Here is a 19,008-nt window from a genome sequence, read left to right as displayed (position 1 = left end):
GGACTCGACGATTCGCAGGAGGCAGCGATGGGCGCATCAGATCATCTGCTGGCGGATTCAGAACCGGTCCTCAGGGACTGGACCATGAAGCGCAACTGTTCGATATCGCCGCGGCAGTTCGTCTGTCTGTACGTGTCGCTTGCGTTGTTTTCGTTGGCAATTGCATTCATGCTGGTTCTGGTCGGCGCCTGGCTGGTGTTGCCGTTCACCGGAATCGAATTGCTGGCCGTAGGTATCGCGTTTGCAATATATGCGCGTCATGCTGTCGATTACGAGCGCATCCGGTTGTTTCCGAACCGGCTCGTGATCGAGCAGGTCAGCGCCGAGCAGATTACGCAATTCGAATTCAATCCGCGCTGGGTGCGGATAGAGCCGGGCGCAACGCCGCGCGATCAGATCAAGCTGGTCTCGCGCGGGCAGACGATCATGATCGGGCAACATCTCGCGCAGAATCGGCGCGCGCAGTTCGCAGGCGAACTACGTATGTGGCTGGCACGTTGTTAGATGGTGCCGGACGCGCGGCGTTCAAGGGGGCGCGACACGCTGCCAGCGGGGTCGAGGGGTTTGAATGGAAAATTTGGGTAAGGAAGCTATGAAAACAATCAAGCGAGCGCTCATGAGCGTGCTGGCGACGAGCGGACTGCTTTTCGCCGGTGCCGCCCTGGCAGTGGGCGATGCTCCGGGCGGCCCTGCCGTCAACGCGATCAATCTCCAGCCGCCTGCAACGAGAATCGCTGAGGAACTGTTCAGCCTTCACATGTTCATGCTGGGACTTTGCACCGTGATCTTCATCGGTGTGTTCGGCGTGATGTTCTATTCGATCTTCGCGCACCGCAAATCGAAAGGCCACAACGCAGCCAATTTCCACGAAAGCACCACCGTCGAAATCATCTGGACAATCGTGCCGTTCATCATCGTCGTGCTGATGGCGCTGCCCGCCACCAAGACCGTCGTCGCGATGAAGGACACCTCGAACGCCGACCTCACGATCAAGGTCACCGGCTACCAGTGGAAGTGGGGCTATGACTACGTGAAGGGTCCGGGCGAGGGCATCGGCTTCCTGTCCACGCTCGCCACGCCGCGCGCGCAAACCGAGGGCCGTGAGCCGATCTCCACGCTGTATCTGCAGGAAGTCGACAACCCGCTCGTGGTGCCGGTCGACAAGAAAATCCGCATCATCACCACCGCGAACGACGTGGTCCACTCCTGGTACGTGCCGGCCTTCGGCGTCAAGCAGGACGCGATTCCTGGCTTCGTGCGCGACACGTGGTTCAAGGCCAACCGCACCGGTACGTTCCGCGGCTTCTGTACCGAACTGTGCGGCAAGGAACACGCGTTCATGCCGGTCGTCGTCGAGGTGCTGTCGGCTGACGACTACGCGAAGTGGGTCGACGAGGAGAAGAAGAAAATGGCCGCCGGCCAAGACGATCCGAACAAGACCTACACGATGGCCGAGCTGATGGAACGCGGCGGCAAGGTCTACGCGGCGAACTGCGCGGTCTGCCACCAGCCGACCGGCAAGGGCGCGGGCGCATTCCCGGCGCTCGACGGCAGCAAGATCGCCAACGGTCCGATCGGGCAGCACGTGAGCCTCGTGTTGAAGGGCAAGAACGCGATGCCTTCGTGGGCGCCGACGCTGGACGACGTCGAAATCGCCGCGGTGATCACGTACGAACGTAACTCGTGGGGCAACCACACGGGCGACATCCTGCAGCCGAAGCAGGTCGCCGACGCGCGCAACGGCAAGCTGCCGGAAGGCGGCGATCATCTGGCCAACGCCGGTGCTGCCGCGAGCGGCGCCGTTGCGACATCGGGCGCGGAAGCAGCGTCGGGCGCAAAAGCGGCGTCCGCACCGGCCGCATCGGGCAACGAGGCTGGCGCGGCTGCTTCGAACAACGCAGAGGCCGCGCTGCCGGCGAGCATCTACTTCGAGACCGGCAAGAGCACGCTGCCGGCCGACGCGAAAGCGGCGGTCGACGCGGCCGCGGCCTACGCGAAGGCGCATCCGGACGCGAAATTCACGCTGTCGGGCTTCACCGACGCAACCGGCTCCGCCGACGTCAACGCGAAGCTCGCGAAGAGTCGTGCCGAAGCCGTTCGCGACGCGCTGAAAGCAGCCGGCATTGCCGACGATCATATTATTTTGAAGAAGCCGGAAACGATCACCGGCGGCACCGACGCTAAGGAAGCCCGGCGTGTTCAGATCAGCCCGGCAGCCTGACGTGTTCATGGTCAGCACCGCAGAATTCGCTTTAGGAGATTGTCATGTCTAGCATCGGACACGATGTAGTCGCGGGTCACGAGCACGTGCACGGCGACCATGCCCACGAAACGCCGCACGGCTGGCGTCGTTGGCTGTTCGCAACCAACCACAAGGATATCGGTACGCTGTACCTGATCTTCTCGTTCACCATGTTCCTGTCCGGGGGCGTGATGGCGCTGATGATCCGTGCCGAACTGTTCGAGCCGGGTCTGCAGATCATGCGTCCCGAGTTCTTCAACCAGTTGACCACCATGCACGGGCTGATCATGGTGTTCGGCGCGATCATGCCGGCGTTCGTCGGCTTCGCGAACTGGATGGTGCCGCTGCAGATCGGCGCATCGGACATGGCTTTCGCGCGGATGAACAACTTCAGCTTCTGGCTGCTGCCGGTCGCCGCTGTGCTGCTGGTCGGCTCGTTCTTCGCACCGGGCGGCGCGACCGCCGCGGGCTGGACGCTGTACGCGCCGCTCTCCACGCAGATGGGCCCGGGCATGGACTTCGCGATTTTCGCGATCCACCTGATGGGTGCGTCGTCGATCATGGGCGGTATCAACATCGTCGTGACGATCCTGAACTTGCGTGCACCCGGGCTCACGCTGATGAAGATGCCGATGTTCGTCTGGACCTGGCTGATCACCGCGTACCTGCTGATCGCCGTGATGCCAGTTCTGGCGGGCGCGATCACGATGTTGCTGTTCGACCGTCACTTCGGCACGTCGTTCTTCAATGCGGCAGGCGGCGGCGACCCGGTCATGTATCAGCACATCTTCTGGTTCTTCGGGCACCCCGAGGTGTACATCATGATCTTGCCGGCGTTCGGGATCGTCTCGCAGGTGATCCCGGCGTTCTCGCGCAAGCCGCTGTTCGGCTATAGCTCGATGGTGTACGCAACGGCATCGATCGCGATCCTGTCGTTCATGGTCTGGGCGCACCACATGTTCGTGACCGGCATGCCGGTCACGGGCCAGCTGTTCTTCATGTACGCGACGATGCTGATCGCGGTGCCGACCGGCGTGAAGGTGTTCAACTGGGTCGCGACGATGTGGCGCGGTTCGCTGTCCTTCGAAACGCCGATGCTGTTCGCGGTCGGCTTCCTGATCGTGTTCACGTTCGGTGGCCTGTCGGGTCTGATGCTCGCCATGGCGCCGCTCGACATCCAGTATCACGGCACTTATTTCGTGGTCGCGCACTTCCACTACGTGCTGGTGGCGGGGTCGCTGTTCGCGCTGTTCGCCGGCTGGTACTACTGGTCGCCGAAGTGGACCGGCTGGATGTACAACGAAACGCGCGGCAAGATTCACTTCTGGGCGTCGATGTTCTTCTTCAATCTCGCCTTCCTGCCGATGCACTTCGTCGGTCTCGCTGGCATGCCGCGTCGTTATGCCGACTACCCGGCGCAGTTCACCGACTGGAACCAGGTGATCTCGATCGGCGCGTTCGGCTTTGGTCTGTCACAGGTGTACTTCCTGTTCGCGGTGGCGCTGCCGGCCTACCGTGGCGGTGGCGAGCACGTAGAAGCGGGCGACAAGCCGTGGGACGGCGCTACGGGCCTCGAGTGGACCGTACCGAGCCCGGCTCCGTTCCACACGTTCGAGCATCCGCCGACCGTCGAGTAAGCCTATCCCGGCGAGGTGCCGGGTTCCGGCGGCGCGACATGCCGCCACCGGACTCGGGCGCTTCGCGCGGCGGCCTCGCCAGTCAAGAACCGTACTCAGAAAGTCGAGCATGACGCGCAATCCACAGGAAAGACGTACGCCGGAGCAGATTCGCGCGAGCAACAGGCGGATAGGGTTGGTGATGTTCGCGATCGCCGCGGTGTTTTTCGCGAGCGCGATTCTGAAGCAGTGCTGGTTCAGCTAACGCCGACTTCGCAGTCCGTATGCAGGTTTGTTGAGGGTTCAGATGTCGACGCAACCGCCGGCCGAGGCCGACCGCTCTTTCAACCGTTCGATGCTGATCAAGCTGTTCGTCGTCGCGTTGATGATGTTCGGTTTCGGTTTCGCGCTGGTGCCGATGTATCGCGCGATCTGCCAGATCACCGGCGTGAACAACCTCGTGCAGCGCGACGTTTCAGCGCGCGAGGCGAAGAATACGCAGGTCGACATGAGCCGCACGATTTCGATCGAATTCGATGCGAACGCGCGGGGCCTGTTGGGTTTCAAGCCGGAGCAGCGCAGTCTCGACGTGCATCCGGGCGAAGTAACGACGGTCATGTACGACGTCAGCAACGAGCAGTCGCGCACGATCCGTGCGCAGGCCATTCCGAGCTACGCGCCGAAGCAGGCGACCGAGTACTTCAGGAAGATCGAGTGTTTCTGCTTCACGCAGCAGACGTTGAACGCGAACGAGACGAAGCGGATGCCGGTGGTGTTCGTCGTCGACCCGAAGTTGCCGAAGGACGTGAAGACGATCACGCTGTCGTACACGTTTTTCGAGTTGAACACTCCGGCGGCGAGCGCGGATGATGCGGTGCCGAAGGCGAATGCAGTGAACGATGCAGTGACCAGCGCGGCAGCCACTGCCGCGAAGCCGGCCTGAAGCAGATTTGACGGCGCGAGCCGCGGACGAACGAAGGAAGACGAAGCGAGATGAACGATAACGGCGGCAGTCCGCGCAAGAGCAGTTTCGGTCAATCGATGCGCGCGGTGTTCTGGTCGTTTTTTGGCGTGCGCAAGCGCCGCGATCTCGAGGCGGACGCGACGCAACTGAACCCGCTGCATGTGATCGTGGCGGCGCTGATCGGCGCGGCGGTTCTGATCGGGGTGCTGATTCTGGTCGTGCGCCTCGTGGTCGGTTGAGGCAGTAGCAGGGCGCAGCAGCAGAGAAGAGCCCACGAATTAGAGAGAAGCGGTGCGGTATCGACGCGCCGCCGAAGATACAGCCGGAGATTCCGGAACAACTGGACTGGAGTGGAGAATCAAGAATGAGCGGTCAAAACGAGAGCCCGTACTATTTCGTACCGCATCCGTCGCGGCATCCGATCAGCGCCGCTACGGGGTTGCTGGTCATGCTCGGATCGCTTGCGGCCTGGATCAACGACCATACCTGGGCGCCGCTTGGCGTGCTCATCGGTCTGCTGTGGCTGCTCTTTACGCTGTGGCATTGGTTCGGCGACGCGATCGCCGAGTCGGAAGGCGGCATGTACGGCAAGAACGTCGACCGGTCGTACCGCTGGAGCATGAGCTGGTTCATATTCTCCGAAGTGATGTTCTTCGGCGCATTCTTCGGCGCGCTGTTCTATGCCCGCGAAATCGCGCTGCATCAACTCGGCAGCCTCGACTACAAACTGATCTGGCCGGATTTCACGGCGGTGTGGCCGAACAACGGCCCGGCCGAACTCGTGGGCACCTACAAGTCGATGCAGCCGTGGCCGGTGCCGACCATCAACACGGCGCTGCTGCTGTCGTCGGGTGCGACGCTGACGGTGTCGCACCACGCGCTGCGCGACAACCATCGCAAGAAGGCGATTGCGTGGCTCGCGGCGACAATCGTGCTGGGCGTGAGCTTCCTGTTCCTGCAGGGCTTCGAATACTTCCACGCGTACAACGAGCTGAACCTGACGCTGGCTTCGGGCATCTACGGTTCGACGTTCTTCCTGCTGACTGGCTTCCACGGCTTTCACGTGTTCCTCGGCGGCACGATGCTCTCCGTTGTGCTGGTGCGTCTGATTCGCGGCCACTTCACGCCGGAACATCACTTCGCGTTCGAAGGCGCGGCCTGGTACTGGCACTTCGTCGACGTCGTGTGGCTCGGTCTGTACGTCGTCGTGTACTGGCTGTAATGCGGCCAGATCCGTGCGCGCAACGCCGTTCAGGCGGAGCGCACGAGGCAGTATGCAAGGCTGAATGCAGCGCCGCCCTCGACCTCTCAGGGCGGCGTTTTGTTTGGCGGCGAGGAAAATTTGCCGCTGAAGGGATGCGGCGGCGACCTATCCGCGAGCGTCAGCGCCCGTACGGAATCCCGGTCGACTGAATCCAGCCCATCCAGTGTGCGAACAGGATGAACAGGAACAGCGAGATCGACAGGCCCACCCGCGTGGCGAGTGACCAGACCATCCGCTTGGTCTTGCCTTTGTCGTGCATCATGAAATACAGCGCCGACACCATGCTGGCGATGATGAGAGCAAAGGCGATGGGAACGATAATGTGCATGGAACCAACTGAAACCGGAAAGCGCAGTGGCAAGAGATTCATTATCGCACCGCGAGCGGGCGTCTGCCGCAGGTTCCCGGCGGCGCTGAGCGCGATGCCGGAGCGCCTGCAATGAAGTTTCGCCTGATTCCCGCGCTGCTGATCCTGCTGGTCGTCGTCGTGACGATGCGGCTCGGTTTCTGGCAGCGCGATCGCGCGCATCAGAAGGAAGCGCTCGAGGCGCGCATCACGCAGTTCGAGAACGCGCCCGCGTTGCCGGTCAGCGCGGCGCCGCTCGCGCTGAAGGACGTCGAGTTTCATCGCGTGAAGGCGCGCGGCAGTTTCGTCACGGACAAGGTCGTGTACCTCGATAATCGTCCGTATAACGATCAGCCGGGCTTTTACGTCGTGATGCCTTTTAAACTCGCCGACGGCGGTTACGTGCTCGTCAATCGCGGCTGGCTGCCGCGCAACCTGAGCAGTCGCGAGATCATCGCGCCGTACACGACGCCGCCGGGCGAGGTCGAGATCGAAGGGATTGCGCGTGCCGACGCGTCGCGCGCGTTCGAGCTCGGCGAGGGTGGATCGGCCGCGCATCACCTGATCCGGCAGAATCTCGATGTCGGCTCGTACGCCGCGGAGACCGGGCTGCCGCTGCAATCGTTCGTGATCCAGCAGACCGGCGATGCCGGCGACGGCCTGGTGCGCGACTGGCCCGCACCGACCACCGGCGTCGAGCGCAACTACGGCTACATGCTGCAGTGGTGGGGCATGGCCGCCGCCGCGCTCGCCTTCGGTCTGTATGCGGCGCGCCGCGCGGGCAAAAAAGAGCACGCGCCAGGCGCGTGAGGAACGCAAGGCACGGCTCGCCGCCGTCCAAACATTGAAAGAGGTTCTGTAGTGTCGACTCAAACTCCCCGTTCGCCGGAAGCTGGCAAATCCAGCGGCAAACCCGCCGCGGCCAAAGCGATGCCCGGCCAACCGAACGGCCCGGGCTCGTGGCGGCGCGGCCGCTGGGTGCTGCTGCTGCTCGCGGTGATCTGCGCGGCGCCGATCGCGATCTCGTACTTCATGTACTTCGTCGTGAAGCCGACCGGCGGCAGCACGAACTACGGCGCGCTGATCGAGCCGCAACGGCCGATCCCGGACTCGCTGATGGTCACCGACGCGGACGGCAAGCCGCTGAAGCTCGCCTCGCTGCATGGCCGCTGGCTCATGATCTCGGTGGACAACAGCGCGTGCGACCAAGCCTGCGTGACGAAGCTGTACTTCATGCGACAAATCCGCGCAGCTCAGGGCCCGGAACGCGAGCGCGTCATGGAAGTGTGGCTGCGCACCGATGCCGACAAGGTCGCGGACGTGATACAAACCGCCTACCCGAACACCGACATGCTGATCGCCGATCCGGCGCAGGTCGCCGCGTGGCTGCCTGCCGGCACCGGCACGCGGATCACCGACCACATCTACCTGGTCGATCCGAACGGCAATCTGATGATGCGTTTTCCGAAAGACGCGAACCCGAGCAAGATCAAAGGCGACCTGACCAAGCTGCTCAAATGGTCGACCATCGGCTGACGCCCCAACCTGGGTAAATGAGATGTTCGTATTGCAACTGGGCCTGATCGGCTTGTGTATCGCGTTGCTGCCGTTGTCCTACGTGTGGGTCAAGGCCGACGACAACAAATTCCGCAAGCTGGTCTGGCTCACCACTTTCCTGACGCTCGATCTCGTGATGTTCGGCGGCTTCACGCGCCTCACCGATTCGGGCCTCGGCTGCCCGGATTGGCCCGGCTGCTACGGCACGTCGTCGCCGTTCATCGCGCACGCGGCGATCTCCGCGGCCTATCAGGCGATGCCGAGCGGCCCCGTCAGCATGACGAAGGCGTGGATCGAAATGATCCATCGCTACTTCGCGATGGCGATCGGCGTGCTGATCATCGCGCAGACGATCATTGCCTGGACGGCGCGTATCAAGCGTCGTCCGCTGCATGTGTCGCCGTGGTGGCCGACTTCGTTGCTGCTGCTGATCGTCGTGCAAGGCGTGTTCGGCGCGTGGACCGTGACCATGAGGCTGCAGCCGATCATCGTGACCACGCATCTGCTGCTCGGCCTGGCGCTGCTCGGCACGCTCGGCTGGCTCGCGGCGCGCTTGACGCCGCTGCCGGCCTACGAGCCCGAGGCCGCGCGCTGGCGCGTGGCCGCGCTCGCGGGTCTCGCGCTGCTGGTACTGCAAATCGCGCTCGGTGGCTGGGTCAGCACGAACTACGCGGTGCTCGCGTGCACCGACTTCCCGACCTGCAACGGCCAATGGATTCCGCCGATGGACTTCGCGCACGGCTTCTACCTCTGGCGCGCGCTCGGCATGACCGGCGACGGCGACATGATCACGCAGGATGCGCTGGTCGCGATTCACTGGACGCATCGCACGTTCGCGTTCGCTGTGATCGCCTATCTGGTGTGGTTCGCGTTGAAGATGCGCCGCTTCGAGTCACTGCGGCGACCCGCCAACGGCGTGCTGCTGGTGGTGCTGATCCAGTTCGTCACCGGCTTGTCGAACATCGTGCTGCAATGGCCGTTACCGATTGCGGTCGCCCATAACGGCGGGGCCGCGATCCTGCTGCTGCTGCTCGTTATGTTAAACTTTCGGATCGCTTATAGCCGTCCCGGCCGCGCCGCGCTCCCTGCGCGCGAAGCCGCGCCAGCGTGACTCACATGGACAGCACAACACTCTCCCAAACGCCCGGCAGCCGGGTCTCCCAATATCTCGCACTGACCAAGCCGCGTGTCACGCAGCTTGCGGTGTTCTGCGCGGTCATCGGCATGTTCCTGTCGACGCCGGGCATGGTGCCATGGACCGTACTGATCGGCGGCACGGTCGGCATCTGGCTGCTGGCCGGCGCCGCGTTCGCGATCAACTGCCTCGTCGAGCAGCAAATCGACGCCAAAATGCGCCGCACGTCGTGGCGTCCGTCCGCGCGCGGCGAAATCACCACCCCGCAGATCCTGCTGTTCTCGGCCGTGCTCGGCGGCCTCGGCATGTGGACGCTGTACACGTTCGCCAATGCGCTGACCATGTGGCTCACGCTCGCCACGTTCGTCGGTTATGCGGTCATCTATACGCTGCTGCTGAAGCCAGTCACGCCGCAGAACATCGTGATCGGCGGCGCGTCGGGCGCGATGCCGCCCGCGCTCGGCTGGGCCGCGGTAACGGGCCACGTGCCCGGCGACGCGTGGATCCTCGTGCTGATCATCTTCGTGTGGACACCGCCGCATTTCTGGTCGCTCGCGCTGTATCGCCGCAAGGACTACGAAAACGCCGGCCTGCCGATGCTGCCGAACACGCACGGCGAAAAGTACACGCGCCTGCATATCCTTCTCTACACGGTCATCCTGTTCGCGGTCACGCTGATGCCGTTCATCTCCGGCATGAGCGGCGTCGTGTATCTCGCGTCGGCGGTGCTGCTCGGCGCCGTGTTTCTCGCTTATGCGTGGAAGATCTACCGGGAGTATTCGGACGAGCTCGCGCGCAAAACTTTCCGTTTTTCGATCGTCTATCTGTCGCTGCTGTTCGCCGCGCTGCTGATCGACCACTACTCGCGCGTCGTGATAGGCGCGTAACACCATGCTCAACAATCGCTTTGCGCGCATCGCGCGCGCCGCTGTGATGGCTTGCGCGCTCGGCGCGACGCTCGGCGGCACATTGCTGATAACGGGTTGCGGCAAGCAGCCGCCGGCTTTTACGAATCTCGACATCACCGGCAATACGCAATTCGCCAGCGATTTCTCGTTGCCCGACACGTCCGGCAAGATCCGCACGCTTGCCGACTACAAAGGCAAGGTCGTCGTGCTGTTCTTCGGCTACACGCATTGCCCGGACGTCTGCCCGACGACGATGGCCGAGCTGTCACAGGCGTTACAGCAACTCGGTCCGGAGGACGCGAAGCGCGTGCAGGTGCTGTTCGTCACCGTCGACCCCGAGCGCGATACGCCGCAGTTGCTCGCGCAATACGTGCCGGCGTTCAATCCGAGCTTCGTGGGCTTGCGTCCCGCCAGCGAAGAGCAGCTCGCGAAGGTCGCGAAAGACTTCCGCGTGTACTACGCGAAGGTCCCGGGCAAGACGCCCGACAGCTACACGATGGACCACACGGCCGCGAGCTATGTGTTCGACACGGACGGCAAGCTGCGTCTGTTCGCGCGCGATGGCCAAGGCGCGACACCATGGGTGCATGACATCAAGCTGCTGCTCGATTGACGCGCATCGCAGGCGGCTTTTTAAAGCGGCGCCGCTCACGCCTCCCCGCATCCCTCCCCTCTTCGCAACTCGCGCTCAGACCGGAATCGGCAGATTCAGCCCCGGCGCGAGACGCGTCGTCTTGAACTCCGTCACCTCGTAGCGCGCGAGCTGTTGCAGGGCGAACGGATCGCTCGCGAGAATGCGATCCAGCCTGTCGCGCTCGATACGAACCGCGAGGATGATGCCGCCGTCGCGCGGCACTTTCGGCCCGGCCGCGACGAAGATGCCCGCGTCGAACTGCTCCGCGAGAAACGCGCGATGCGCGTCGAGCGCGTCGTCGATACGATCGAGCGGGGCGGTGTAGATCAGGTTGATCACGTACATGGTCGTTCTCAGGGACGGGTGAGTGGGCCGTGCGCGGCTACGGCTCTGGATTATCGGTCAGCCGCGGGTTTTGCGTTGCGCTAGCCATTGCGCTTGCGCTCCGCATAACCATATGCGGTAAGGGTATTTCCCAGCTTGCCGCCCATATGAAACAATTTTGGGCTTGGCCGACGGCGCGCCAGCACGAACCGGAGCGCCGCCCATTTCATCCGACTCCGACATCGCTCGGAGCCATCGACTCAAACGTTGAACCGCAACAGCGAGAATCACATGCAGCGCAGAAATATCCTCAAAGCCCTCACCGCAGTCGTCGCCGGGGCGGCGATCCTGACGAGCTTCGGCGCGCACGCCGACGACAAGGTCATCAAGGTCGGCACGATCGGCGGCCCGGACGCGCAGATCTGGGAAGTCGTCACCAAGGTCGCGAAGCGCGAAGGCCTGAACGTGAAGGTCGTCGAGTTCAACGACTACATTCAGCCGAACGCCGCGCTCGACGCGGGCGACCTCGACGCCAACAGCTTCCAGCACCAGCCGTACCTCGATAGCCAGAACAAGCAGCGCGGCTACAAGCTCGTCAACGCGGGCCTCACGTACGTCTCGCCGCTCGGCGCGTACTCGAAGAAGCTGAAGTCGTTGAAGGACCTGCCGCAGGGCGTGAAGGTCGCGGTGCCGAACGATCCGTCGAACGAAAATCGCGCACTGCTGTTGCTGCAGGCGCAAGGGCTGATCAAGCTGAAGGACGGCGCGGCCACGGGCGGCAACAACGCGACGCCGCTCGATGTCGTCGACAATCCGAAGAAGATCAGGTTCGTCGAACTCGACGCCGCGCAACTGCCGCGTTCGCTCGCCGACGTCGACGCCGCCGTCATCAATACGAACTTCGCGCTGGCCGCCGGCCTGCAGCCGACCAAGGACGCGATCGCGCTCGAAGACATCCGCAGCCCGTACGCGAACCTGATCGCCGTGCGCGCGAAGGACAAGGATCAGCCATGGGTGAAGAAGCTGGTCGCGGCGTATCAGTCGGAAGACGTGCGCCAGTTCATCAAGACGCAGTTCAAGGGTTCGATGGTGCCGTCGTTCTAAGCGACGCGTTCAGCGCGATCGCAAGCGCAGCCGCATGGCATCAGGAAAGGCACGCGCCGTACAGGCGCGTGCTTTTTTTATAGCTCCAGCTCCCATCTTTCGATTATCAGATCCTGGCCGAAGCGGCGCTGCGCCGCGCTGCCGGCCAACTCGAACCCAGTGCGCTCGCAAAGCCGCCGTGGCTCCGCCAATGCGCTCGCGGTGGTCAGCGTGAGCTTCGTGTAGCCCGCGCGCCGCGCGAAGCGCACGCATTCGCTGAGCAATTGCGTGCCGATGCCGAGCTTCCGCACGTCCGGTTCGACCCACAGCAGGCGCACGCCCGCGACCGTCGTCGAAACCCCGACGAGGCAAACCGAGCCGACCACCAGACCCTCCTGTTCGGCGATCCAGCACTTCTCGCGCAGCGGATCGTTGCGCTGCGCGTACTCGGCGACGACGCGCGCGAGCAAGCCCTCGAACGTGTGATCCCAGCCGTATTGCGCGGCGAACCACTGCGCCTGACGATGCACGAGCCAGCCACATTCGCCGGCGCGCGGCTGACGCAGCACCACGAGCTCGTGCTTCGGCTTGTCGCCGAGCAGGCGCTCAATCAGCTTCATCGCGGCGATCAACTGCTCCTGCGATAGCGCGCTGAGTCTGTCGAGCATGCCGAGTGCTTCGTGGATGGCGGCGGCGTCGAGCGGCGCGTAGATCGCGTGGCCGTGCTCGGTGAGCGCGATCAGCGACTGGCGTGCGTCGGTGTCGGACGGACGGCGGGTGATCAGCTTGCGTCGCTCGAAACTGGTCAGCAGACGGCTCAGATAGCCGCTATCGAGCCCGAGCGCGCGCCCGAGCACCGACGCGGTCTGCGCGCGGGCGCGCGATAGCTCGTGCAGCACGCGCACTTCCGTCAGCGAGAACTCGCTTCGAGCCAGATGCTCGTGCAGGTCACCGATGCATTGGGTATAGAAGCGATTGAAATGGCGGACGGCCTGAGCGCGCCGCAGCGCGTCGGAATCTGTCAAGGGCGGCTCCCCGGGACTTTTTATGGTCGGTACAGCGCACTATATCGGCGCGACCCTTATTTACAAAGCCACTCCATTGCAACGAGACGCCAACTGGTATTAAACAGGTATTGATTATTTGGGCTGTTTTGATACCACCAGAGCTGATAACGACTCGCTGGTATCGTCAAATGCGTGCGATGCGGGAAAGTCCCTGGTCTGAAAATCCCTCCGAGGGAGCCCTTGAATCCCGCTGTGATTCCCACTCAGCAAGGCTTTCCGGCGATCCGGCCTGGCCTGGAACCAGTCCGTTGACTGGTATTATGTTGGTTATATAATGGGCTCTCAATTTTCCGGGCTGTACTGCTCACGGCGTCCTTGGAGCCCCATGGAAACTCGCTGGTCCGCATTGATGCCTGACGTGCGCAACGTCACGCCGCTCTACCTGCAGCTCGCGCGCAACCTGGCGACGGCGATCCATTGCGGCGTCTGGTCGGCCGGCGAGGCGCTGCCCTCCGAGCGCACGCTGTCCGACGCGATCGGCGTGTCGCGCGTCACCGCGCGCAAGGCGATCGAACTGCTGGTCGAGCAGGGGCTGATCCGGCGCTCGCGCGGCGCGGGCAGCTTCATCACGCCGCGCGTCGAAGATCCGCTGTCGCGTCTCACCGGCTTCACGAAGAAGATGCAGCAGCGCGGTTTCCGGCCCGATTCGGTCTGGCTCGAACGCGACGTGCGCGCCGCCAATCGCGACGAGCTGCTGCGCCTCGGCTTGTCACCCGGCGCGGCCGTCACGAGCCTGCGGCGGCTGCGGCGCGCGGACGGCATCGTGATGGCGGTCGAACATTCGGCGCTGCCGGTCGCGATCGTGCCTGATCCGCTCGTGATCGGCGACTCGCTGTACAGCTATCTCGAGCAGCGCGGCGCGGCGGTCGTGCGCGCGTTGCAGCACTTCCGCGCGGTCAACGCGTCGAGCGAAATCGCCGCGCTGATGGACATCGAAGCGCGCACCGCGCTGCTGGTCATCACCCGGATCGGCTATAGCGCGGATCAACGCGCAATCGAGCTGACCGACACCTATTGCCGCGACGACTACTACGACTTCGTCGCTGAATTGCGCACCTGAGCTGCGCGGCCCTCGCAGGCCGCAAGTCCGGCGGACGCCATTTGCCGCATACGTATCACGCACCAGAGAGACTCATGCTGACCGGAAACATACTCACCACCGAAGGGTGGATCCACGGCACGCTCGAATACGAAAACGGCCGCATCACGACGCTGTCCGGCGAGCGCGTCGATCCGTCGACGAACGACGCACCGTACATCCTGCCCGGCTTCATCGATCTGCACGTGCATGGCGGCGGCGGCGCCGACGTGATGGAAGCTGGCGACGCGATCGAAACGATCACCCGCACGCATGCGCGCTACGGCACCACGAGCCTGCTCGCAACGACCATGACCGCGCCGCGCGACGAGCTGATGAACGTCGTCGCCGGGCTCGGCAACGTCACGCGGGTGCGCACGCCGGGTTGCGCGCGCGTGCTCGGCGTGCATCTGGAAGGACCGTACATCAACCCCGGCAAGCTCGGCGCGCAGCCCGACGCGGCGGTATCGGCGGTGTTGGACGAGGTGCTCAGGTATCTGTCGATCGCGCCGATCCGCGTCGTCACGCTGGCGCCCGAGATCGCCGGCCACATGGAGATCATCTCGGAGATGGCGGCGCGCGGCGTACGCGTGCAGCTCGGCCATTCGCTCGGCACCTACGACGACGCGGTCGACGCGCTCAAGCACGGCGCGTGCGGCTTCACGCATCTGTTCAACGCGATGTCGCCGCTGCATCACCGCAACCCTGGCCTCGTCGGCGCTGCGCTTGCGCACGCCGAATACGCCGAAATCATTCCCGACCTGCTGCACGTGCATCCGGGGGCGATCCGCACCGCGCTGCGCGCGATTCCGCGCCTGTATGTGGTGACGGACAGCACGTCGGCCACCGGCATGCCCGACGGCGAATATCGCCTCGGCAGCCAGCACGTAACCAAGTGCCTCGGCGGCGTACGTCTGGCCGACGGCACGCTCGCGGGCAGCACGCTGACGATGGATCAGGCGCTGCGCAATCTCGTCTCGATCGGCCTGCCGATCGCCGATGTATCCCACCGTTTGTCACGCTACGCGGCCGACTATCTCGGCATCGAGGACCGCGGCCGCATCACGCGCGGTGCGTGGGCCGACGTGGTCGTATTCGACCGCGAGCTGGCGCTGAGCGCGACCTACGTCGAAGGAGAAGCCATTGTCGAATATGCTTAAGGAAGCGCTCGCGTCCGCCGCAACTGTAGCCGAGCAGCTCAAGGACACCTCGCGCGTCGCGGCGCTCGCCGCGAAGCTCGCGCAACAGTCGCGCCATGTCGCGCTGACCGTCGCGCGCGGCAGCTCGGATCATGCCGCCAGCTACTTTGCATCCCTGACGATGAGCCGCCTCGGCGTGCCGGTCGCGTCGCTGCCGATGTCGGTCGCGACGCTGCAGCAGGCGCCGCTGCAGGTGCGCGACCAGCTTGCGCTCGCGTTTTCGCAATCGGGCAAGAGCCCCGACCTCGTCGGCACGATGAACGCGTTGCGCGCGGCCGGCGCATTGACGGTCGCCGCCGTGAACGCACCGAGCTCGCCGCTCGCCGACGCGTGCGAATGGCATCTACCGCTCGTAGCCGGTCCCGAGCTGAGCGTCGCGGCGACCAAGAGCTATATCGCCATGCTGTCGATCTCCGCGCAGCTGGTTGCGCATTGGCAGAACGACGCCGAGTTGCTCGATGGACTGAATACGCTGCCCGACGCGCTGGAACGCGCGGGCCGGCTCGACTGGTCGATGGCCGTGAACGAGTTGCGCGGTATCGAACGGATGATCGTGATTGGCCGCGGTCTTGGCCTCGCGATCGCGCAGGAAGCCGCGCTGAAGCTGAAGGAAACTTCCGGCATCCAGGCCGAAGCGTTTTCGAGCGCGGAAGTGCGTCATGGTCCGATGGAGCTGATCGACCGCGACTATCCGCTGCTCGTGTTCGCGCCGCGTGGCCCGGAGCAGGCGGGTCTGCTGCAACTCGCGCACGACATGAGCGCGCGCGGCGCGCGCGTGCTGCTCGCGGCGCCCGACGACGTCGCGCAAGCCTCGCTGCCGCTCGTCGCCACCGCACACGCGGCGCTCGATCCGATCGCCGCCATCCTGTCCTTTTACGTGATGGCCGCGGATCTTGCCGCCGCGCGCGGGCGCAATCCCGACGCGCCTCGCCATCTCAACAAAGTCACCGAAACTCACTGACGAGAATGACGATGCGACGTGTCGAGAAGTCCAACCTGATGAGCCAATCCGAGAATCACATTGTTTTGCTTGCACCGCTGACCGGCCCGGTCGTGCCGCTCGCGAAGGTGCCGGACCCGGTGTTTTCGGGCGGCATGTTCGGCGACGGCATCGGCGTCGATCCGCTCGAGGGTCGGCTCGTCGCGCCATGCGACGGCGTCGTCACGCATCTCGCGCGCACCGGCCACGCGGTCACGCTCGAGAGCGCCGAGGGCGCGCAGATTCTGCTGCATATCGGTATTGACACCGTCGGACTGAACGGCAAGGGTTTTGCGCCGATGATCGAGCAGGGCGCGCAGGTGCGCGCCGGTGACGTGCTGATCGAGTTCGATCTGGACCAGATCGCGCTGAATGCGCCGAGCCTCGTCTCGGTGATCGCGATTGCGAATTCGGATGCGTTCGAGGTCATCGAGCGGGCGCCGAACGGGCATGTCAAGGCCGGCGAAACGACGCTGCTGGTGCTGCGCGCGCGCGAGGGCGTCAGCCACGACGCGGTGCGCGAGGCGAGCGCCGCGCACGTGATGGACGAAGCGCGCCGGCAGATCACGCTGACGCACGCGGGCGGCCTGCATGCGCGGCCCGCGGCGCGGGCGCGCGAAGCGGCGCGCGGCTTCGACGCACGGGTCGAGGTGCGCTACGACGGGCGCAAGGCGCCGATCGAAAGCGTGGTGGGTCTGCTTGGACTCGGTGCCGGCGAAGGCGCAAGCGTCGAGTTGCTCGGTGTCGGTCCGCACGCGCAGGCGGCGGTCGATGCAATCGCTGACGAACTGACGCGCGAAGCGCACGGCGAGGTCGAACCGAAGCGCGAACAGAAAGCGGCGCGGCCAGCGGCCGCACCGGCGGCAGTCGTTGCGGCGCCCGCCGCGGGCGAGCCGCTCGCGCCGAACGCGCTCGCGGGCGTGTGCGCCGCGCCGGGCATCGCGCTCGGCAAGCTGGTGCGCTGGGACGACGCGGATCTCGAGCCGCCGGAGCAGGCGAGCGGCACGTCGGCGGCGGAAAGCCGTCTGCTCGACAAGGCGATCGCGACCGTCGACGCCGATCTCGACACGATCGTGCGCGATGCGTCGCAACGCGGCTCGGTCGGCGAGGCGGGGATTTTCGCGGTGCATCGCGTGCTGCTCGAAGATCCGACACTGCTCGACGCCGCGCGCGATCTGATCAGCCTCGGCAAGAGCGCCGGTTTTGCGTGGCGCGAAGCGATCCGCGCGCAAGTAGGCATCCTGAGTAATGTGGAGGACGCACTGCTCGCCGAGCGGGCCGCCGATCTGCGCGACATCGAAAAGCGCGTGCAGCGCGCGCTCGGCTACACGAGCAGCGCGGCTCGCACCCTGCCGGACGAGGCGGTGCTCGCGGCCGACGAATTCACGCCGTCGGATCTGTCGTCGCTCGATCGCACGCGCGTGACCGCGCTCGTGATGGCACGCGGCGGCGCGACCTCGCACGCGGCGATTCTCGCGCGTCAGGCGGGCATTCCGGCGCTGGTCGCGCTCGGCGACGCGTTGCATGCGATACCCGAGGGCACTCAGGTGGTGGTGAACGCGAGCATCGGCCGGCTCGAATTCGCGCCGACCGAACTCGACGTCGAACGCGCGCGACGCGAACGCAGCCGCCTCGCCGACGTGCGCGAAGCGAATCGCCGCACGTCGCAGCAGGCAGCGGCGACCTCGGACGGCCGCGCGATCGAAGTGGCCGCCAACATCGCCACACTCGACGACGCGAACGCCGCGGTCGACAACGGCGCGGACGCGGTCGGCCTGCTGCGCACCGAGCTGCTGTTCATCCACCGCCCGGCCGCGCCGAGCGCGGACGAGCATCGCCACAGCTATCAGGCGATCGTCGATGCGTTGCGCGGCCGCACCGCGATCATCCGCACGCTCGACGTCGGCGCGGACAAGGAAGTCGATTATCTGACGCTGCCGCCCGAGCCGAACCCCGCACTCGGCCTGCGCGGCGTGCGCCTCGCGCAGGTGCGCCCGGATCTGCTCGACGACCAGTTGCGTGGCCTGCTCGCGGTGCGTCCGGTCGGCGCCGTGCGCATCCTGCTGCCGATGGTCACCGATGCGAGCGAACTGATCCGCATCCGCAAGCGTATCGACGAGCTTGCACGCGAAGCGGGTAGATCGGAGCCGGTCGAAGTTGGCGTGATGATCGAAGTGCCGTCGGCTGCATTGCTCGCCGATCAGCTCGCGCAGCACGCCGATTTCCTGTCGATCGGCACCAACGACCTGACCCAATACACGCTCGCGATGGACCGCTGCCAGCCCGATCTGGCGGCGCAGGCGGACGGCCTGCATCCGGCGGTGCTGCGCCTGATCGCGGCGACCGTCGAAGGTGCCGCGAAGCACGGCAAATGGGTTGGCGTGTGCGGCGCGCTCGCCGGCGACCCGCTCGCGATGCCGCTGCTGGTGGGCCTCGGTGTGACCGAGCTGTCGGTCGATCCGGTCTCCGTGCCAGGCATCAAGGCACGCGTGCGCACGCTCGACTATCAGCTGTGTCGCCAGCGCGCCCGCGATGCGCTAGCGCTCGACTCGGCGCAGGCGGTCAGAGCCGCAAGCCGCGCCACGTGGCCCCTCGATTGAAACACTAGCGAA

20 protein-coding genes are annotated in these 19,008 nt (G+C 64.9%); 17 read left to right on the top strand and 3 right to left on the bottom strand.

Annotated elements, in window-relative coordinates:
- Positions 1 to 27 precede the first annotated feature (27 nt).
- From HDG37_RS30030 to HDG37_RS30005, 7 genes are all read left to right on the top strand, one after another.
- Positions 28 to 504, top strand: coding sequence for a DUF2244 domain-containing protein (locus HDG37_RS30030; protein ID WP_184026596.1), 477 nt, complete (start codon positions 28 to 30; stop codon positions 502 to 504).
- A gap of 64 nt (positions 505 to 568) precedes the next feature.
- Positions 569 to 2,221 (top strand): cytochrome c oxidase subunit II, encoded by a 1,653-nt coding sequence (gene coxB / locus HDG37_RS30025; protein ID WP_184054024.1) that lies wholly within the window; start codon positions 569 to 571, stop codon positions 2,219 to 2,221.
- 44 nt (positions 2,222 to 2,265) lie between these two features.
- Positions 2,266 to 3,879, top strand: coding sequence for a cytochrome c oxidase subunit I (gene ctaD, locus HDG37_RS30020; RefSeq protein WP_184054022.1), 1,614 nt, complete (start codon positions 2,266 to 2,268; stop codon positions 3,877 to 3,879).
- Between the two features lie 109 nt (positions 3,880 to 3,988).
- Positions 3,989 to 4,123, top strand: coding sequence for a cytochrome oxidase small assembly protein (locus HDG37_RS38855; protein ID WP_090802886.1), 135 nt, complete (start codon positions 3,989 to 3,991; stop codon positions 4,121 to 4,123).
- A 42-nt stretch (positions 4,124 to 4,165) separates the two neighbouring features.
- Positions 4,166 to 4,801, top strand: a complete 636-nt coding sequence (locus tag HDG37_RS30015) for a cytochrome c oxidase assembly protein (protein WP_184054020.1) — start codon at positions 4,166 to 4,168, stop codon at positions 4,799 to 4,801.
- A gap of 50 nt (positions 4,802 to 4,851) precedes the next feature.
- A complete protein-coding gene (locus tag HDG37_RS30010) occupies positions 4,852 to 5,061 on the top strand; it encodes a DUF2970 domain-containing protein (protein WP_018419310.1) in 210 nt (69 codons plus the stop codon).
- 125 nt (positions 5,062 to 5,186) lie between these two features.
- Positions 5,187 to 6,044, top strand: a complete 858-nt coding sequence (locus tag HDG37_RS30005; protein ID WP_184054018.1) for a cytochrome c oxidase subunit 3 — start codon at positions 5,187 to 5,189, stop codon at positions 6,042 to 6,044.
- A 160-nt stretch (positions 6,045 to 6,204) separates the two neighbouring features.
- Here the strand turns inward: HDG37_RS30005 and HDG37_RS30000 are convergent, their stop codons facing one another.
- Positions 6,205 to 6,414, bottom strand: coding sequence for a twin transmembrane helix small protein (locus tag HDG37_RS30000; RefSeq protein WP_008921867.1), 210 nt, complete (start codon positions 6,412 to 6,414; stop codon positions 6,205 to 6,207).
- Positions 6,415 to 6,525: 111 nt separating this feature from the next.
- On the opposite strand from HDG37_RS30000, the gene HDG37_RS29995 reads away from it, so the two are divergent.
- Genes HDG37_RS29995 through HDG37_RS29975 form a run of 5 tightly spaced genes read left to right on the top strand, consistent with a single transcriptional unit; the run spans position 6,526 to position 10,645 of the window.
- The gene (locus HDG37_RS29995) at positions 6,526 to 7,242 is read left to right on the top strand and encodes an SURF1 family protein (RefSeq protein ID WP_184054016.1); all 717 of its coding nucleotides are present in this window, start codon (positions 6,526 to 6,528) and stop codon (positions 7,240 to 7,242) included.
- Positions 7,243 to 7,293: 51 nt separating this feature from the next.
- On the top strand, positions 7,294 to 7,968 hold the full coding sequence (locus tag HDG37_RS29990) for a cytochrome C oxidase subunit I (protein ID WP_184054013.1): 675 nt from the start codon (positions 7,294 to 7,296) through the stop codon (positions 7,966 to 7,968).
- Positions 7,969 to 7,990: 22 nt separating this feature from the next.
- The gene (locus HDG37_RS29985; protein WP_184054010.1) at positions 7,991 to 9,100 is read left to right on the top strand and encodes a heme A synthase; all 1,110 of its coding nucleotides are present in this window, start codon (positions 7,991 to 7,993) and stop codon (positions 9,098 to 9,100) included.
- A 5-nt stretch (positions 9,101 to 9,105) separates the two neighbouring features.
- Positions 9,106 to 10,011, top strand: a complete 906-nt coding sequence (gene cyoE / locus HDG37_RS29980) for a heme o synthase (RefSeq protein ID WP_184054007.1) — start codon at positions 9,106 to 9,108, stop codon at positions 10,009 to 10,011.
- A gap of 4 nt (positions 10,012 to 10,015) precedes the next feature.
- Entirely contained in the window at positions 10,016 to 10,645 is a 630-nt protein-coding gene (locus HDG37_RS29975; protein WP_184054004.1) for an SCO family protein, read from the top strand.
- A 75-nt stretch (positions 10,646 to 10,720) separates the two neighbouring features.
- On the opposite strand, the gene HDG37_RS29970 is transcribed toward HDG37_RS29975, so the two are convergent.
- Positions 10,721 to 11,011 carry a YciI family protein gene (locus tag HDG37_RS29970; RefSeq protein ID WP_018419317.1) on the bottom strand — a complete coding sequence of 97 codons (291 nt, stop codon included), beginning with the start codon at positions 11,009 to 11,011 and terminating at the stop codon, positions 10,721 to 10,723.
- A 270-nt stretch (positions 11,012 to 11,281) separates the two neighbouring features.
- Between HDG37_RS29970 and HDG37_RS29965 the strand changes: the two genes are divergently transcribed.
- The gene (locus HDG37_RS29965; protein WP_184054002.1) at positions 11,282 to 12,094 is read left to right on the top strand and encodes a MetQ/NlpA family ABC transporter substrate-binding protein; all 813 of its coding nucleotides are present in this window, start codon (positions 11,282 to 11,284) and stop codon (positions 12,092 to 12,094) included.
- A gap of 77 nt (positions 12,095 to 12,171) precedes the next feature.
- On the opposite strand, the gene HDG37_RS29960 is transcribed toward HDG37_RS29965, so the two are convergent.
- Entirely contained in the window at positions 12,172 to 13,098 is a 927-nt protein-coding gene (locus tag HDG37_RS29960) for a bifunctional helix-turn-helix transcriptional regulator/GNAT family N-acetyltransferase (protein ID WP_184053999.1), read from the bottom strand.
- A gap of 367 nt (positions 13,099 to 13,465) precedes the next feature.
- On the opposite strand from HDG37_RS29960, the gene HDG37_RS29955 reads away from it, so the two are divergent.
- The 4 genes from HDG37_RS29955 to ptsP all read left to right on the top strand — a co-directional run bounded on the left by HDG37_RS29955 (position 13,466) and on the right by ptsP (position 18,996).
- Positions 13,466 to 14,200 (top strand): GntR family transcriptional regulator, encoded by a 735-nt coding sequence (locus HDG37_RS29955; protein WP_184053996.1) that lies wholly within the window; start codon positions 13,466 to 13,468, stop codon positions 14,198 to 14,200.
- A gap of 74 nt (positions 14,201 to 14,274) precedes the next feature.
- Positions 14,275 to 15,378 (top strand): N-acetylglucosamine-6-phosphate deacetylase, encoded by a 1,104-nt coding sequence (nagA, locus tag HDG37_RS29950; RefSeq protein WP_184053993.1) that lies wholly within the window; start codon positions 14,275 to 14,277, stop codon positions 15,376 to 15,378.
- Complete coding sequence (locus HDG37_RS29945; protein ID WP_184053990.1) at positions 15,362 to 16,378, top strand: SIS domain-containing protein; 1,017 nt, start codon at positions 15,362 to 15,364, stop codon at positions 16,376 to 16,378. Before nagA ends, HDG37_RS29945 begins: the two co-directional genes overlap by 17 nt.
- An 11-nt stretch (positions 16,379 to 16,389) precedes the next feature.
- Positions 16,390 to 18,996 carry a phosphoenolpyruvate--protein phosphotransferase gene (gene ptsP / locus HDG37_RS29940; protein WP_184053987.1) on the top strand — a complete coding sequence of 869 codons (2,607 nt, stop codon included), beginning with the start codon at positions 16,390 to 16,392 and terminating at the stop codon, positions 18,994 to 18,996.
- The last annotated feature ends 12 nt before the right edge of the window (positions 18,997 to 19,008 follow it).

This window comes from Paraburkholderia sp. MM5384-R2, assembly GCF_014201025.1.
In the GTDB taxonomy this organism is placed as follows: Bacteria; Pseudomonadota; Gammaproteobacteria; order Burkholderiales; family Burkholderiaceae; genus Paraburkholderia; species Paraburkholderia tuberum.
The sequence above is the reverse complement of the archived record's forward strand: the minus strand, read 5'-3'. Positions and strand labels throughout refer to the sequence as shown.